Genomic DNA, 15379 nt, shown 5'->3' on the forward strand with positions numbered 1-15379 from the left:
TCCTGACACAATCGACGATCGTGAGCTATTTAGAGGCGTTGATCCTCGGCCTGGTGCAGGGTCTGACCGAGTTCCTTCCGATCTCCTCGAGCGCTCACCTGCGCATCGTGGGGGAGTTCCTGCCGAACGCCACCGACCCCGGCGCGACCTTCACCGCGATCACGCAGCTCGGGACCGAATTGGCGGTCCTGATCTTCTTCCGCAAGCAGATCGGACGCATCCTCTCCAAGTGGTTCCGTTCTTTCGGAGCCCGCGGCGGCTCGCACTCGGCGGGGATCCTGAAGGGCGATGCGGATGTGCGGCTCGGCTGGCTGATCATCCTCGGCACGATTCCGATCGTGATCGTCGGGTACTTCGGTCAGGAGTACATCCGCGGAGCCTTCCGCTCACTGTGGCTCGTCGCGATCGTGTTGATCGTCTTCGGCATCCTGCTCGGGGTCGCCGACTGGCTGGGACGCCGCACCCGTCACCTCGAGGATCTCGGCTACGGCCACGGCATCGCGATCGGTTTCGCCCAGATGCTCGCGCTCATCCCCGGGGTTTCGCGATCCGGCGCGTCGACGAGTGCGGGGCTGGCGCTCGGCTACACCCGCACCGCGGCGGCCGAGTTCTCGTTCCTGCTCGCCGTGCCCGCGGTGTTCGGGAGCGGGCTCTACGAGCTCGTCACGGCGCTGCGCGAACCCGACGAATCGCCCTACGGCTGGCCGGAGACGATTCTCGCGACGGTCGTGGCGTTCGGGGTCGGGCTGGCGATCATCGCCTTCTTGATGCGCTACATCAAGACCCGGTCGTTCCTGCCGTTCGTGATTTACCGACTCGTGCTCGGCGTCGCGCTCCTGGTGCTGCTGTCGCTCGGCGTCATCCAGGCGTACTAGCGAACCGCGGAGGCTACGGCCCGCCGGGGCGGTCCTCGCCGCCGGCCTTGCCGTCACGCTTGCGCAGATAGCGCTCGAACTCTTCGGCGATCGCGTCGCCGCTGGCTTCCGGCGAGTCGACGGTGTCGCGTGCCTGCTCGAGCTGCGAGATGTAGGCGGCCATGTCGTCGTCATCACCGGCGAGCGCATCGATCCCGCTCTCCCAGGCCGCCGACTCCTCGACGAGGTTGCCGCGCGCAACGACGATCGGCACGAAGTCTTCGAGCCGCGAGATCAGCGCCAGTTGCGCCTTCGGCGAGGGCGCGTTGTGCACGTAGTGCGGCACCGAGGCCCAGATCGACATGCTGGGGATGCCGGCGGCCTGAGCCGCCATCGACAGCACCGAGATGATGCCCACCGGCCCCTCGTAGGTGCTGCGCTCGAGCTCGAAGTCCGCGCGCAACTCGGAGCTTTCGCTGCTGACGAAGATCGAGATGGGACGCGTGTGGGGAACGTCGGCGAGCATGGCGCCGAGGAACACGATCCCGGAGATGTCGGCGGTGGTGAGCGCGTCGATCACCTCGCTCGCGAAGGTCTTCCAGCCCCGCGACGGCTCGGTGCCGAGCAGCACATGCAGGCCCGGTCCGCCTCCGGGCGGGCCGTACAGCGTCACGGTCGGCCACTCCAGAATGCGTTCGCCCGAGTCGTCGAACGAGACGGTCGGCCGATTGAACTGGAAGTCGAAGTAGTCCTCGGGCTCCACCTCGACGAGGGGAACGAGCTCGAGTTGATCGCGCACCGCACGGGCGGCGCCGCTGGCCGCCTCGCCCGCATCGTTCCAGCCTTCGAAGGCGACGATCAGCACGGAGCCGTCGTCGAAACCCGATGCGTCAGTCACTCTCACATCCTCCCGCGGGCCGGTCTGCTCGCGTCCCCACCAGAATAGGCCGCGCCTAGACTGAGTGCTCGTGACCGACACCTCGCCCGCCGCCGTCCTCTGGGACATGGACGGCACCCTGATCGATTCCGAGCCCTACTGGATGCGCGCCGAGCACGACCTCGTCGAGGCCTACGGCGGCGTGTGGACCCATGAGGATGCCGTTCAACTCGTCGGCCAGGGCCTCGAGCACTCGGCCCTGATCCTGCGATCCCGCGGCGTCGCGCTCTCGGTCGAGGAGATCATCCAGACGATGACCGACCGCGTCACGGAGCAGATCCGCGCCGAGGTGCCGTGGCGTCCGGGTTCGCGCGAGTTCTTGCTCGCGCTGCGCGATGCGAGAATCCCGACGGCGCTCGTGACCATGTCGATCGGCCGGATGGCGCGTCTCGTCGCCGAGGCGATTGGGTTCGAGGGCTTCGATGTGATCGTCGCGGGCGACGAGGTCGAGGAGCCCAAGCCACATCCGGAGCCGTACCTCCGCGCCGCCGAACTGCTCGGCGTCGAGCCGAGCGCCTGCATCGCATTCGAGGACTCCGAACCGGGCGTCGCCTCGGCCGTCGCCGCGGATGTGGCGACGATCGCGGTGCCGCTGCACATCTCGCTGCCGGAGAGCACCGCCTACACGCTGTGGCCCGACGGCCTGGGCGACCGCGTGCCGAGTGATCTGAACGCGGTCCTCGCGGCCCACCAGAGCGGCGCGCGACGATGACGCGCTTTTCGGGCCCGTTCCGCACCGGCGAGCGCGTGCAGCTCACCGGACCGAAGGGCCGCCTGCACACGATTTCGCTGACCCCCGGCGGCGTGTTCCATACCCATCGGGGCATGCTCGATCACGACTCCTTGATCGGCGCGCCCGACGGCTCGGTCGTCAGCGCGAGCAACGGTGACCAGTACCTCGCCCTGCGCCCGTTGCTGTCCGACTTCGTCATGTCGATGCCGCGCGGCGCCGCGATCATCTATCCGAAGGACGCCGCCCAGATCCTCGCTCTGGCCGACATCTTCCCGGGCGCGCGCGTCGTCGAGGCGGGGGTCGGTTCGGGGGCACTGTCGATGTGGCTGCTGCGCGCCATCGGCGATCACGGTGAGCTGATCTCCTTCGAACGCCGCGCGGAGTTCGCCGATGTCGCGCGCGCCAATGTGACGGCGCACACGGGGGAGACCCCCGGCAACTGGAGCATCGAGATCGGCGATCTCGTCGAGGCCCTGCCCCGCGTGGTGGAACCGGCCTCCGTCGACCGCGTCATTCTCGACATGCTCGCCCCCTGGGAGTGCCTCGACGTCGCCCTCGAGGCTCTTGCTCCGGGTGGCGTGCTGTTGTGCTACATCGCGACCGTCACGCAGCTCTCGCGCGTTGCCGAAGCGATCCGCGCCACCCGCGCGTTCACCGATCCGCAATCCAGCGAGACGATCGTGCGCGGATGGCATGTCGAGGGCCTGGCCGTCCGTCCGGATCACCGCATGGTCGGGCACACCGCGTTCCTGCTGACAGCGCGGCGACTCGCGCCCGGCGCGGTGCTGCCGCCCGTCGCACGTCGCGCGTCCAAGAGCGAGTACGGCGACGAGGATGTCGAGCTCTGGACCCCGGGAGCCGTCGGCGACCGCGTCAAGAGCGACAAGCGACTGCGGAAGGTCGTGCGCGAGGCCGGGGCGATCGCCGAGGCGCGCGCGGCGACCGAGGAGACACAGGGCAACGGCTAGAGTGGTGGCGGTTCAGCCCCACGGCAGCCCACCGATTTAGCACCCAGAAAGCAGGATCTCTCCGTGCGCAAGATTCCCGCACTCTTCGCCGCCACTGCTCTCGTCGCGACCCTGTCGGCGTGCACCGCCTCCGGTCCCGCGGCGATCGACGGCTGCACGCCCGCCTACGACGCCGGTGACTCCGCGCGGCTCGTGACGGCGACGGGTGCGCTCGGTTCGGCGCCGGATGTCGACTTTCCGACGCCGCTCGTGACGGACGGTGCCCAGCGCGCCACCCTCGAGGCCGGTGAGGGCACTCCGGCGGCCGAGGGCTCGCAGGTGGCGGCCGACTTCACGATCTACGCGGGCAGCGCGGTCACCCCGCTCGGCGGAACCGCCTACGACACGACCAGCCCGACCCTCATCTCGGCGGTGACCGACTCCGCGGTGCAGGCCGCGCTGATTTGCGCACAGGCCGGCGAACGTTTCGCGCTCACCATGACCGCGGAGCAGGGCTATGGCGCGGGAACGCTCGAGGCGAACGGAATCGCCGACGATGACACGCTCGTCTTCGTCTTCGACGTCTCCGCGATCTACCTCGGCAAGGCCGACGGAGTCAACCAGCTCCCGGTCGACGGCATGCCCATCGTCGTCACGGCGGTCGATGGAACGCCGGGCATCAGCGTGCCGAGCTCGGCGCCGCCGGCGGAGCTCCAGACCGCCACGATCAAGCTCGGCGGCGGCGCGACCGTCGCCGAGGGCGACGTGATCGTCGCGCACTATTCCGTCTGGAACTGGCCCGCGGCGGGCGGCGAGGCAACCGCCTCGTCCTCGTCCTGGTCGGAAGGCACCGCGGCGACCTTCACCGTGAGCTCGGACGAGCTTCCCGAGGGCTTCCTCGCCGCCGTGACCGGCGCCACGGTCGGCTCACAGCTGCTCATGGTCTCCCCGCCGGCGACCGAGGGCTCCGCGAACACGATCATGGTGATCGACGTGCTCGGAATCGTCGAGTAGCGCTCACCCCGCCTGCCGCGCGCTCTAGGATGACATCCGTGTCGACCCCACCTGCTCGCGTCCCGGTCGAGGAACGGCTCTTCAGCCTCGTTCTCGCCCTGCTAGCGACGGATGTCGGTCTGATGAAGAACGACATCCTCAAGACGGTGCACGGCTACAGCCAGAAGTATCGCGACGGTCACGATAACGCCAACCTGGAGCGCCAGTTCGAGCGCGACAAGGAAGACATCCGTGAGCTCGGGGTTCCGCTTGAGACCATCGACTCGCCGAGCGATCCCGGCAACAACCAGTTGAAGCGCTACCGCATCCCGCGCGGACGCTACGAGCTTCCCGAGGACATCACCTTCACCCCGGAAGAGTCGACGCTGCTCACCCTGGCGGCCCGGGTGTGGCGAGAAGGCTCACTCTCCGCCGAATCGCGCCGCGCGCTCACCAAGCTGCGTTCGCTCGGCGCGGCCACGACGGAGCCGGTGATCGGCTTCGCACCGCGTGTGCGCCTGGGGGACCTGGCCTTCGAACCTCTGACCGCCGCGATCGACCGCGGTGTCAGCGTGCGCTTCGACTACCTCAAGCCGGGGGAGCACGCGGCGCGCACGCGCGCCGTTCTGCCGCTGGCGCTCGTGAACTACGAGGGGCGCTGGCACCTGTCGGCGCGCGAACTCGACAGCGGTACGCCCAAGATGTTTTTGCTGCGCCGCATCGTGGGCAAGGTCACGTCCGGACAGCCGGTCGACATCCCGCCGGGCGATCACGTCGCCGAGGCCGTCGCGCGACTCGACGCGCTCGCGACGACGCAGTTCGCCGACGTCGAGGTCGTTCCCGGCTCCGACGCCGCGTTGCGCCTCGCGCGTCGGACCACGGCCGAAGACATCGGCCCGAACCGACTGCGACTGCACTTCGTCGATCGCGCGATTCTGGCCGATGAGCTCAGCGGATTCGGTCCCGAGGTTCTCGTGCTGTCACCCCCCGAACTGCGCGAGGCCGTGCGCGAACGACTCGAACGAACGGCGGAGCTCCATGGCTGAGGCGCGCAAGAACCCGCCGCTGCTCGCTCGCGACAAGCTCACCTTCCTGCTGTCGTTCGTCCCGTGGCTCGTCGACCATGAGCGCGTGTCGGTGACCGAAGCTGCCGAGCACTTCGGAATGACGCCCGAGCAGATCCGCGAAGCTGTTCGACTGATCGCGATGAGTGGCGTGCCCGGCGACACCGCGCAGTACCAGCACGGCGATCTGTTCGACATCTCCTGGGACTCGTTTGAGGACGACGACGAGATCGTGCTGACTCACCGCGTCGCGATCGACGGCTCGCCGCGGTTCTCGGCGCGCGAGGCCGCGGCCGTGATCGCGGGCCTGCAGTATCTTTCCGCCGTTCCCGAGAATGCCGACCGTGCCGCGCTCACCTCACTGCTGGGGAAACTCTCACGCAGCGCGTCGTCGGCCCCGAGCCCGCTCGGCGTCGACGCGTCAATGCACTCGGATGCGACCCTCAGCCTCGTGCGCGCCTCGGTCGAGCGCGGGGTGCAACTGGAGTTCGACTACCTCAACGCGCGCGGCGAACGCGAACGTCGACGGATCGACCCGCTGCGCGTCGAATCTGCGGATGCCGATTGGTATGTACGCGGGTGGTGCCACCTGCGCCGCGCCGTCCGGACGTTCCGCGTCGATCGCATCGCGAGCGCCGTCGTCACCGACGAACCGATCGAGCATCACGCCGGACAGATTCAGGTTCCCGAGACGCTGTTCGACGCCTCGCTGACCGACCTCGACGTCAGAATCGAGGTCGCGAGCGCCGCGATGCCGCTGCTCGACGACTACCTCCACGACGATGCAGCCGTCGAGGCGCACGGCGATCGGATGCGCGCCACCCTCCGCGTCTCGCACTTCCACGGTCTGAAGCGCCTCGTCGCGGGCCTTCCCGGCATGGTCGTCGTCGTCTCGCCGCCGGAGGCCCGCGAGGCTGTTCGCGCGTGGGCGGCGGAGGGCGCGGCCCGCTACCGCTGACGGGCCTAGAATGGCCTGAGAACTTGACGGACGTCGGATCCCACGGCGACCCTCCGAACGGAAGGACATCGTCCATGCTCGGCAACCTCTCCGGCTGGCACTTCCTCATTGTGCTCGTGGTCGTGCTGCTCCTGTTCGGCGCCACCAAGCTCCCCGCCTTGGCCCGCAGCGTCGGCCAGTCGATGAAGATCTTCCGCAACGAGATCAAGAGCGACGACACGACCACCCCCGAGGCCTCCAAGGCCGCGGATGACGACGACCAGAAGTCGTCCGACTCGAAGTAGCTCGTGGCCGCTCGAACGCGGCGCGGTCGCACGGCCGAAGGCCGGATGTCGCTCGGCGAACATCTCATTGAGCTTCGCAAGCGGCTCATGCGCGCCGCCCTGTCGATCGTGCTCGGCGCGATCGGCGGGTGGTTCCTCTACGACCCGGTGTGGGCCGCGCTCTACGACCCGATCGTGCGCATCGCCGCCGCGCGCGGGATCGACACCGCGGAGGTCAACCTCAATTACGGCACGATCACCGGGGGCTTCGAACAGCACCTGCAGATCGCGCTCGTCGTCGGGCTCGTCATTTCGAGCCCGGTGTGGCTTTACCAGATCTTCGCATTCCTCGTCCCGGGTCTCACGCGCAAGGAGAAGCGCTACACTTTCGGCTTCTTCTTTTCGGCCGTCCCGCTGTTCTTCGGCGGTTGCGCGACGGGGTGGTTCATCCTGCCCCACATCGTCGAGCTGATGGCGAGCTTCATCCCTGCCGAGTCGACCTCGCTGTTCGACGCCCGCACGTATCTCGACTTCGTGTTGAAACTGGTGATCGCGGCGGGCATCGCGTTCGTGCTTCCGGTGTTCCTGGTACTGCTGAACTTCGTCGGGGTGCTCTCCGGCCGCGCCATTCTCGCGGGATGGCGGTGGGCGATCCTGGCCATCACCATTTTCACCGCCATTGTGACTCCCGCGGCGGACGTCATCTCGATGTTCCTGCTGGCGATCCCGATGATCCTGCTCTACTTCATCGCGGTCGGCATCGCGTTGCTCCACGACCGACGCGTCGCGAAGCGCCAAGCGGCGTTCGTCGGCGAGGGATAGCGTGAGAGCGTGAGCCTGACACCCGCCGAGCGCTACGCCCGGGCGAAGGCCCGCCAGGGCAGTCCCGAGGTCGAGCGGTTCCGCGCGCGTCAAGAGTTCGACCTGGATCCGTTCCAGCGCGATGCCTGCGCCTCGCTTGAAGCGGGCAACAGCGTCCTGGTCGCCGCTCCCACGGGCGCGGGAAAGACGATTGTCGCCGAGTTCGCCGTCCACCTCGCCCTGCGCGATCCGCGCGCCAAGGTCTTCTACACGACGCCGATGAAGGCGCTCAGCAATCAGAAGTACAGCGAGTTGGCTGCCGAGCACGGGGCCGCGCAGGTGGGGCTGCTCACCGGCGACAGCAACATCAATTCGGGCGCTCGCGTCGTCGTGATGACGACCGAGGTGCTGCGCAACATGCTGTACGCCGACTCGGCGCTGCTCACCGACCTCGCCTTCGTCGTGATGGACGAGGTGCACTATCTCGCTGACCGGTTCCGCGGGGCCGTCTGGGAGGAGGTCATCATCCACCTCCCGCCCGCGGTGCGTCTCGTCTCGCTGAGCGCGACCGTGTCGAACGCCGAGGAGTTCGGCGACTGGCTTCAGGCGGTGCGCGGCCACACCGAGGTGATCGTCTCGGAGGAGCGGCCGGTTCCGCTCGAACAGCACGTCCTCGTGCGCGGCAAGCTGCATGACCTGTTCGATGGCACGGCCGACTCGACGGCTCTCCGGGTGAACCCCGAACTCGTGCGTCTCGCCTCCAGCGGCGGCCGCGCACCGTATCCGCGCCAGCATCCCGGACGCGACCGCTACCGGCGCAGCTCCGGCGGCGGTTTCCGTGATCGCGGAGGAGATCGGATCGGACGTCCCGAGCTGATCAAGATCCTCGAATCGCAAGAACTGCTGCCGGCGATCTTCTTCATCTTCAGCCGAATCGGATGCGATTCGGCCGTCAAACAGGTCGTCGGATCGGGAATCCGGCTCACGGAGAAGTGGGAGCGCGACGAGATCCGCGCCATCGTCGAGGAGCGCACCCGCCCGATTCCCGATCCCGACCTCAGCGTGCTCGGCTATTGGGAGTGGCTCGACGGGCTACAGCGCGGCGTCGCGGCCCACCATGCCGGCATGCTCCCCGCCTTCAAAGAGATCGTGGAAGAGCTCTTCCAGCGCAAGCTCCTCAAGGCGGTGTTCGCGACCGAAACGCTCGCGCTCGGGGTCAACATGCCGGCGCGCACCGTGGTGCTCGAAAAGCTCGAGAAGTTCAATGGCGAGGCGCGTGTTCCGATCACACCGGGGGAGTACACCCAGTTGACCGGCCGCGCCGGGCGGCGCGGGATCGATACCCAGGGGCATGCGGTCATCCAGTGGGCCGCCGGACTCGATCCGCAGGCCGTCGCCTCGCTCGCCTCGCGGCGGACCTACCCGCTGAACTCCAGTTTCCGCCCGACCTACAACATGGCCGTGAACCTGATCGAACAGTTCGGTCGGGAGCGCACGCGCGAGATCCTCGAGAGCTCCTTCGCCCAGTTCCAGGCCGACCGGGCCGTCGTCGATCTCGCGCGCCGGGTGCGCAAGCAAGAGGAGGCCTTGCGCGGCTACGCCGAGGCGATGACCTGCCACCTCGGCGACTTCCCCGAGTACTCGAAGCTGCGCCGCGAACTCAGCGACCTCGAGCGCAAGAACGCACGGAGCGAGGGCCGCGGCGGCAAACGCGGCTCCGAGATCGGCGGCGAGAGCCGCGGAGTGCGCGACCGGCGTCAGCGCCAGATCGCCGACCTGCGTCGCCGCATGAAACAGCACCCTTGCCACAGCTGCAACGATCGCGAGGCGCACTCCCGCTGGGCCGAGCGCTGGTGGCGCCTCAAGCGCGAGAACGACCAGCTGAGCTCCCAGATCCGCGGTCGCACCGGTGCCGTGTCGGTCGTGTTCGATCGGATCAGCGACCTCCTGCTGGATCTCGGCTATCTCGAGCACACCGACGGCGTCTGGGGCGCGACGGCCCCCGGTCGCGCACTTCGCCGCATCTACGGGGAGCGCGACCTGCTGGTGGCGGAGTGTCTGCGGCGCGGAGCCTGGGCGGGGCTCGATGCTCCCGCCCTCGCCGCGCTCGCGAGTTCCCTCGTCTTCGAGCCGAGACGAGAAGAACGCGACATCCAGGACCGCGACCTCCCGCGCGGTCCGTTCCGCGCCGCGAAAGAGGCCACCGAGACGATCTGGGCAGAGCTGTCGATCATGGAAGAGGATCGGCGCTTGCCGAGCTCCGGACCACTGTCGCATGGCCTGTCGCTGGCGACCTATCGCTGGGCCCAGGGCGCATCGCTCGACGCGGTTCTCCGCGACGCCGATCTTGCCGCCGGCGACTTCATCCGCTGGATGAAGCAGGCTGTCGACCTGCTCGACCAGCTCTCGCTCGTGGCCGATGGCGAGCTCGGCCGCACCGCCCGCCACGCCATCGACGGGATCCGTCGTGGCATCGTCGCGTACTCCGGAGTCGCCTGAATGACGCCCGACACCACCCGCGCGCCGCTTCCCCTGGGAGTCGCGCTCATCGTCGCCGCGGCCGCGGGACCGATCCTGGATGCCTCGTTCCCCGATCGGGGCTGGTGGCCGCTCGCGATTCCGGCCGTCGCACTCGCGCTGCTCGCCGCCCAGGGTCGGCGCCCCGGCGCCGCGCTGCTCGTCGGGCTCGTCTTCGGGGCCGCGTTCTACTTCCCGCACATCGAGTGGGCCACGCTGTTCTTGGGGCCGATCCCGTGGTCGGCACTGTCGACGCTGATGGCACTCTGGGTGATGCTCGGCACCGCCGCGATCAGCCTGGTCTACCGCTGGGCGCCGCGTGTCTGGTCGGGCCCGGCCGGGCGGTTGCTGCTCGTCCCCGCGATCGTGGCGGGACTCTGGACCGCCCGGGAGGCCATCGCCAGCGTGTGGCCCTACGGCGGGTTCTCCTGGGGACGTGTCGCGTTCTCGCAGTCGGAGAGCCCGGTGGCGCCGCTGTTCGCGTGGCTCGGCGTCTCGGGGGTGAGCTTCGTCCTCGTCTTTCTCGCCGCTGCCGGGCTCGCCTTCGCACAGGAGGCCTGGCACGTGGTCGCCGCAGGGCGCAGACTCGAGGTGGTCACCACCGGGACGCGCGTCGCCGCTCTGCGGCTCGGAACGGCCTACGTCGCGCTCGTGCTCGTGGCACTCGTGTTTCCGGCGTTCCCCTCCGCCGCCGACGGCACCATCCGCGTCGCCGCGGTGCAGGGCAATGGCAAGACGAGCTACTTCGATCCGCCTGAACGCACGGGAGACAACCTGCTCGCCCAGGTGGCCGCAACCGAACCGACCTACGGCGACGACGTCGACGTCGTGGTCTGGCCCGAGGGCGGCAGCGACCTCGACCCGCTCCGCAGCGCCTCGGCGGCGCGGATCTTCGATGAGGTGTCGCAGCGCGCCGGGGCTCCGCTCGTCTCCGGCATCATCACGGCACGACTGCCCGAAGGGGGAGACCCCGAGACCGACACGGAGTACTTCAACACCGCGGTCGTCTGGCGCGACGGGCAGGGCGCCGGCGACTACTACGACAAGAAGCACCCGGTGCCCTTCGGCGAGTACGTTCCGGATCGTGACTTCTGGCGCCAGTTCGCCCCCGACCTGATCGATCTGATCGGGCGCGAGTACACCCCGGGAACCACCGACACGGTGCTCGAACTCGATGACGGCCTGCTGGCGGGTGTCGCGATCTGCTTCGACATCGTCGACGACCAGGTCATGACCGACACCGTGCGCGAGGGTGCGGATCTGGTCTTCGCGCCCACCAACAACGCCGATTTCGGGCGCACCGACGAGAGCCTCCAGCAGCTCGCGATCGCGCACATCCGCGCGATCGAGTTGGGCCGTTCCGTCGTCAGCATCTCGACGGTCGGCACGAGCGCGATCATCGCCCCCGACGGGACGATCCTGGACGAGCTGACCTGGTACACCGCCGACGCGATGGTGGTCGATGTTCCGCTCGGGACCTCGACCACTCCGGCCGTGCTTCTGGGACGTCAGATCGAGTGGGGTGTCTCCGCGCTCGGACTCATCGGGCTTCTGCTCGCCGCGTTCGCCGGTCGGCGCGTCACGCGCCGCTGAGCGCACGAAAGGGCCGCTGCCCGAAAGGACAGCGGCCCTGCGAAGACCCGTCGTTCGGCGGGAGACCTATGCCGTCTTGCGACCGGTCTTCGAAGCTCCGCGGCGCGCGCGGAGGTATTCGAGGCGCTCCTGCAGGAGCTCCTCCAGCTCGGGGCGCGTGCGGCGCTCGAGCAGCATGTCCCAGTGAGTGCGCGGAGCCTTGGTCTCGGCTTCGTCGGACTGCACGAGTGTGCCGTCCTCCGCGACGAGCCGTCCCTCGAGACCGGTGCGCGGCGACTCCCACGTCTCCGGCACCTCGGCGTCGGACGAGAAGGTGACCTCGAAGGTCTTGCCGTCGTCGGTTCGGTAAATGCTCTTCTTTCGCGGCGAGAACTCGACACCGTCCTCCGTCTGGAGACTCTGTGAACCAAGTCGCATGCCGCGCAAACTACGATCTGCCATCGTGTGGCCTCCTCTGCGCTCTCCCGATCGAAGCGAGCGCTGGCGGATTGCCGCACGCTCGCCGATCCGGCACTCATGTATAACGTCAGCGTGGCGAGGAACATGCCTCGACGGGTCTGTTTACAGTCCTTTCACAGCCGCCTCGTGACGGATTGCGAGATTCCCCCGAGCGTCGCTCAGGATGCACGCTCGCGCACCACGGCGAGAGCCGTGTCGGAGCGGTCCGAGACGAGACCATCGACGCCGATCTCGAGCAGCCGCACCATCGTCGGGGCGTCGTTGATCGTCCACACGTGCACCTCGATGCCCGCGGAGTGGAAGCTCTCGACCGAGCGTGACGTGATCGCCGGGATCCCCGCCATCCGCAACGGGAACTGCACGGCATCGACGCCGCCCAGGATGCCTCGCAGCGGTGCGATGGCGCCTGCTCGGGCCGCGAGCACGGCGGGAATCGCGCGGCTTGCCGAGAGCGAGGTCGCCACCCCCGGGAGTGCGTCCACGGCCGCACGGCGACGGGACTCGCTGAAGGAGGACACCAGCACCCGGCGCGTCGCGCGGAGGTCTCGGATCGCGGCCGCGGCAGGAAGAGCGGCGCCCGCCGTCTTGATGTCGATGTTGAAGCAGGTGTCGGGGAAGGCATCCAGAGCCTCGGCGAGGGTCACGAACCCCTGCCCCTCGCCGAGCGGCACCTCCGCGAGCTCCGCTGCCGTCAGCTGCGCGACGGTGGCATCACGACCGGCGACCCGCGTCAGGTCGGCGTCGTGGCTGACGATCGCGACGCCGTCCGCCGAGACATGCACATCGGTTTCGATGTGGGTGACGCCGAGCGCCACCGCACGCGCGAAGGCGAGCAGGGTGTTCTCCGGCGCGTCGACGGCCAGACCGCGATGGGCGAGGACGCGCGGCGTTGGGGCGTCGAAGAAGACCGACGGCCCCGATTCGGCGACCACCTACTTCGACGGCGGGGTCGCCCCGCGGAGGAAACCGTTGCCGATGCCCTTGATCGCCTCGGTGAGCTCGCTCGGAATGATCCAGAGCTTGTTCGAGTCGCCGTTGGCGAGCTTGGGGAGGATCTGCAGGTACTCGTAGGCGAGGAGCTTCTCGTCGGGGTTGCCCTTGTGGATCGCCTCGAACACGGTGCGAATCGCCTCCGCTTCACCCTCGGCACGCAGCACCGCGGCCTTGGCGTCACCCTCGGCCTGCAGGATCGCCGCCTGACGCGCACCCTCCGCCTCGAGAATGGCCGACTGCTTCGTGCCCTCGGCCGTCAGGATCGCGGCGCGACGGTCGCGCTCGGCGCGCATCTGCTTCTCCATCGAGTCCTGGATCGAGTGCGGCGGGTCGATCGCCTTCAGTTCGACGCGGCCGACGCGGATGCCCCACTTGCCGGTCGCCTCATCCAGCACGATGCGCAGCTGCCCGTTGATGTTGTCGCGGCTCGTGAGCGCCTCTTCGAGGTTGAGGCCGCCGACGACGTTGCGGAGCGTCGTGGTCGTGAGCTGCTCGACAGCGCCGAGGTAGTTGGCGATCTCGTAGGTGGCCGCGCGCGCGTCGATCACCTGGAAGTACACGACCGTGTCGATCGAGACCACGAGGTTGTCCTCGGTGATCACCGGCTGCGGCGGGAATGAGACGACCTGCTCGCGCATGTCGACGAGCGGACGGACCCGGTCGATGAACGGCACCAGGATGTTGAGGCCGGGGGAGAGGGTCTTGTGGTACTTCCCGAGCCGTTCCACGACACCGGCGTAGGCCTGCGGGATGATCCGGATCGCGCGGAACAGCGTGGTGAGCACGAAGACGCCGAGCACCACCAGCAGGGCGATGATGAACAGCTGCCCGATGATGTCACCGAATTCCATGAGAGATCCTTTCGCGGGTGAACTCAGACGCCGGGGGAGCCGGGCGCTTCGGCAGAGCCTTCGGGGGCGACCTCGACGCTGGCGCCGTCGACGCGCGTGACGACGACGCGGTCGCCCTCGTCCAGCGCGGCATCGGGAGCCTGACGAGCGAGCCGGGCCGTCCAGGTCTCGCCGTTGTCGAGTTTGACGATTCCCGCGTCCTCGACGAAGCGCGTCGTGACGCGGCCTCCCAGGTCGAAAAGCGCATCCACGTTGCTCTTCGCCGGGTCGGCGCTCTTCTTGAGCGCCTTCAGCAGCAGCGGACGGATCGTGAAGATCAGCAGCCCGGAGATGACCGCGGCGAGGCCGATCTGCAGCCACCACGGGCCGCCCAGAAGGTTCGTGCCGAGCCCGCCGAGCAGACTGCCTGCGGCGATCATGAGGAACGTGAACTCGAGGGTGAGCAGTTCGACGACGATGAACAGGAAGACGAACACCAGCCAGATGATCCACAGATACTGCGTCAGATCGAGCCACATCGGCGCGTTCACCCTTCGTGCTCCGTCGGCGCTTTCCGACGTTGGCTCGACGCTATCACCCCCGGGCACAGCGGGCGGGGACGAGTTGCGGCCTCGGGATTGCTACAGTCGAGACTCGTGAACAGCGCCGCAGACTCGACCGTCCTCCCTCCCGCCTCTCTCGACGGCGTTCGCGCCCTCGTCACCGGATCCTCTCGTGGGATCGGCGCCGACACGGCGGGCTATCTCGCCGCCGCCGGCGCCAAGGTCGTCATCAACTTCCGAGCCAAGGCGCCGCGCGCCGACAAGGTCGTCGCGAGCATCGTCAACGCCGGGGGAGAGGCGCTCGCCATCGGCGCCGATCTCACCTCGCCGGAGTCGGTCGCGACCATGATGGGAACCATCGAGGAGGCCTGGGGCGGACTGGACCTGCTCGTGCTGAATGCCTCCGGCGGCATGGAGAGCGGCATGGGCGAGGACTACGCGCTGCGCCTGAACCGCGACGCCCAGGTCAACGTGCTCGAGTCGGCGCTGCCGCTCATGAAGGCCGGCGGTCGCGTCGTGTTCGTCACGAGCCACCAGGCGCACTTCATCAACACGGTTTCGACGATGCCCGAGTACGAGCCGGTCGCCCGCAGCAAGCGCGCGGGCGAGGATGCACTGCGCGAGCGACTGCCGATGCTTGCCGAGAAGGGCATCGAGTTCGTCGTCGTGTCGGGCGACATGATCGAAGGCACCATCACCGCGACGCTGCTCGACCGGGCGCGCCCCGGCGCCATCGAAGCGCGTCGCGAGGAGGCGGGCAAGCTGTTCACCGTCTCCGAGTTCGCGGCCGAGGTCGCCCACGCGGCGATCGACCCGATTCCCGCCGACAACACGCGCTACGTCGGCGACGTGAGCGGCTTCCAGCAGGCCTGAG

16 protein-coding genes are annotated in these 15379 nt (G+C 68.5%); 11 read left to right on the forward strand and 5 right to left on the reverse strand.

Annotation, left to right across the window (positions count from 1 at the left end; translation table 11 throughout):
- Nucleotides 1-20 precede the first annotated feature (20 nt).
- The gene (locus tag QZ258_RS03610) at nucleotides 21-875 is read left to right on the forward strand and encodes an undecaprenyl-diphosphate phosphatase (protein ID WP_294179088.1); all 855 of its coding nucleotides are present in this window, start codon (nucleotides 21-23) and stop codon (nucleotides 873-875) included.
- A gap of 13 nt (nucleotides 876-888) precedes the next feature.
- Here QZ258_RS03610 and QZ258_RS03615 read toward each other — a convergent pair whose 3' ends face one another.
- Nucleotides 889-1752 (reverse strand): proteasome assembly chaperone family protein, encoded by an 864-nt coding sequence (locus QZ258_RS03615; protein WP_294179090.1) that lies wholly within the window; start codon nucleotides 1750-1752, stop codon nucleotides 889-891.
- A 70-nt stretch (nucleotides 1753-1822) separates the two neighbouring features.
- Between QZ258_RS03615 and QZ258_RS03620 the strand changes: the two genes are divergently transcribed.
- From QZ258_RS03620 to lnt, 9 genes are all read left to right on the forward strand, one after another.
- Nucleotides 1823-2503 carry an HAD family phosphatase gene (locus QZ258_RS03620; RefSeq protein WP_294179091.1) on the forward strand — a complete coding sequence of 227 codons (681 nt, stop codon included), beginning with the start codon at nucleotides 1823-1825 and terminating at the stop codon, nucleotides 2501-2503.
- Nucleotides 2500-3492, forward strand: coding sequence for a tRNA (adenine-N1)-methyltransferase (locus QZ258_RS03625; RefSeq protein WP_294179092.1), 993 nt, complete (start codon nucleotides 2500-2502; stop codon nucleotides 3490-3492). The genes QZ258_RS03620 and QZ258_RS03625 overlap by 4 nt, the downstream gene beginning before the upstream one ends.
- Nucleotides 3493-3555: 63 nt before the next feature.
- A complete protein-coding gene (locus QZ258_RS03630) occupies nucleotides 3556-4485 on the forward strand; it encodes an FKBP-type peptidyl-prolyl cis-trans isomerase (protein ID WP_294179097.1) in 930 nt (309 codons plus the stop codon).
- A gap of 29 nt (nucleotides 4486-4514) precedes the next feature.
- The gene (locus QZ258_RS03635) at nucleotides 4515-5510 is read left to right on the forward strand and encodes a YafY family protein (RefSeq protein WP_294179099.1); all 996 of its coding nucleotides are present in this window, start codon (nucleotides 4515-4517) and stop codon (nucleotides 5508-5510) included.
- Nucleotides 5503-6486 (forward strand): YafY family protein, encoded by a 984-nt coding sequence (locus QZ258_RS03640; RefSeq protein ID WP_294179100.1) that lies wholly within the window; start codon nucleotides 5503-5505, stop codon nucleotides 6484-6486. Before QZ258_RS03635 ends, QZ258_RS03640 begins: the two co-directional genes overlap by 8 nt.
- Nucleotides 6487-6560: 74 nt before the next feature.
- The gene (gene tatA / locus QZ258_RS03645; RefSeq protein WP_294179102.1) at nucleotides 6561-6770 is read left to right on the forward strand and encodes a twin-arginine translocase TatA/TatE family subunit; all 210 of its coding nucleotides are present in this window, start codon (nucleotides 6561-6563) and stop codon (nucleotides 6768-6770) included.
- A 45-nt stretch (nucleotides 6771-6815) separates the two neighbouring features.
- Nucleotides 6816-7571, forward strand: a complete 756-nt coding sequence (gene tatC / locus QZ258_RS03650) for a twin-arginine translocase subunit TatC (protein WP_294179158.1) — start codon at nucleotides 6816-6818, stop codon at nucleotides 7569-7571.
- Nucleotides 7572-7586: 15 nt separating this feature from the next.
- Nucleotides 7587-10049, forward strand: a complete 2463-nt coding sequence (locus QZ258_RS03655) for an RNA helicase (protein WP_294179160.1) — start codon at nucleotides 7587-7589, stop codon at nucleotides 10047-10049.
- Nucleotides 10050-11660, forward strand: a complete 1611-nt coding sequence (gene lnt / locus QZ258_RS03660; RefSeq protein ID WP_294179104.1) for an apolipoprotein N-acyltransferase — start codon at nucleotides 10050-10052, stop codon at nucleotides 11658-11660.
- A gap of 66 nt (nucleotides 11661-11726) precedes the next feature.
- On the opposite strand, the gene QZ258_RS03665 is transcribed toward lnt, so the two are convergent.
- The 4 genes from QZ258_RS03665 to QZ258_RS03680 form a co-directional block, all read right to left on the reverse strand.
- Nucleotides 11727-12101 (reverse strand): RNA polymerase-binding protein RbpA, encoded by a 375-nt coding sequence (locus tag QZ258_RS03665; protein ID WP_294179106.1) that lies wholly within the window; start codon nucleotides 12099-12101, stop codon nucleotides 11727-11729.
- 176 nt (nucleotides 12102-12277) lie between these two features.
- Entirely contained in the window at nucleotides 12278-13051 is a 774-nt protein-coding gene (locus QZ258_RS03670) for a glycerophosphodiester phosphodiesterase family protein (RefSeq protein ID WP_294179109.1), read from the reverse strand.
- Complete coding sequence (locus QZ258_RS03675; RefSeq protein WP_294179111.1) at nucleotides 13052-13963, reverse strand: SPFH domain-containing protein; 912 nt, start codon at nucleotides 13961-13963, stop codon at nucleotides 13052-13054.
- Between the two features lie 23 nt (nucleotides 13964-13986).
- Nucleotides 13987-14493, reverse strand: coding sequence for an NfeD family protein (locus QZ258_RS03680; protein WP_294179113.1), 507 nt, complete (start codon nucleotides 14491-14493; stop codon nucleotides 13987-13989).
- Between the two features lie 105 nt (nucleotides 14494-14598).
- On the opposite strand from QZ258_RS03680, the gene QZ258_RS03685 reads away from it, so the two are divergent.
- A complete protein-coding gene (locus QZ258_RS03685) occupies nucleotides 14599-15378 on the forward strand; it encodes an SDR family oxidoreductase (protein WP_294179115.1) in 780 nt (259 codons plus the stop codon).
- The last annotated feature ends 1 nt before the right edge of the window (nucleotide 15379 follow it).

It is taken from the genome of uncultured Schumannella sp., from assembly GCF_905479755.1.
Lineage (GTDB): Bacteria > Actinomycetota > Actinomycetes > Actinomycetales > Microbacteriaceae > DCRR01.

Bases quoted from the DNA above. Each gene is read 5' to 3' on its own strand.
- QZ258_RS03640 (WP_294179100.1), top strand. From the start codon at position 5,503: ATGGCTGAGGCGCGCAAGAACCCGCCGCTGCTCGCTCGCGACAAGCTC.
- QZ258_RS03675 (WP_294179111.1), bottom strand. From the start codon at position 13,963: ATGGAATTCGGTGACATCATCGGGCAGCTGTTCATCATCGCCCTGCTG.
- QZ258_RS03635 (WP_294179099.1), top strand. From the start codon at position 4,515: ATGACATCCGTGTCGACCCCACCTGCTCGCGTCCCGGTCGAGGAACGG.
- lnt (WP_294179104.1), top strand. From the start codon at position 10,050: ATGACGCCCGACACCACCCGCGCGCCGCTTCCCCTGGGAGTCGCGCTC.
- tatA (WP_294179102.1), top strand. From the start codon at position 6,561: ATGCTCGGCAACCTCTCCGGCTGGCACTTCCTCATTGTGCTCGTGGTC.
- QZ258_RS03665 (WP_294179106.1), bottom strand. From the start codon at position 12,101: ATGGCAGATCGTAGTTTGCGCGGCATGCGACTTGGTTCACAGAGTCTC.
- tatC (WP_294179158.1), top strand. From the start codon at position 6,816: ATGTCGCTCGGCGAACATCTCATTGAGCTTCGCAAGCGGCTCATGCGC.
- QZ258_RS03625 (WP_294179092.1), top strand. From the start codon at position 2,500: ATGACGCGCTTTTCGGGCCCGTTCCGCACCGGCGAGCGCGTGCAGCTC.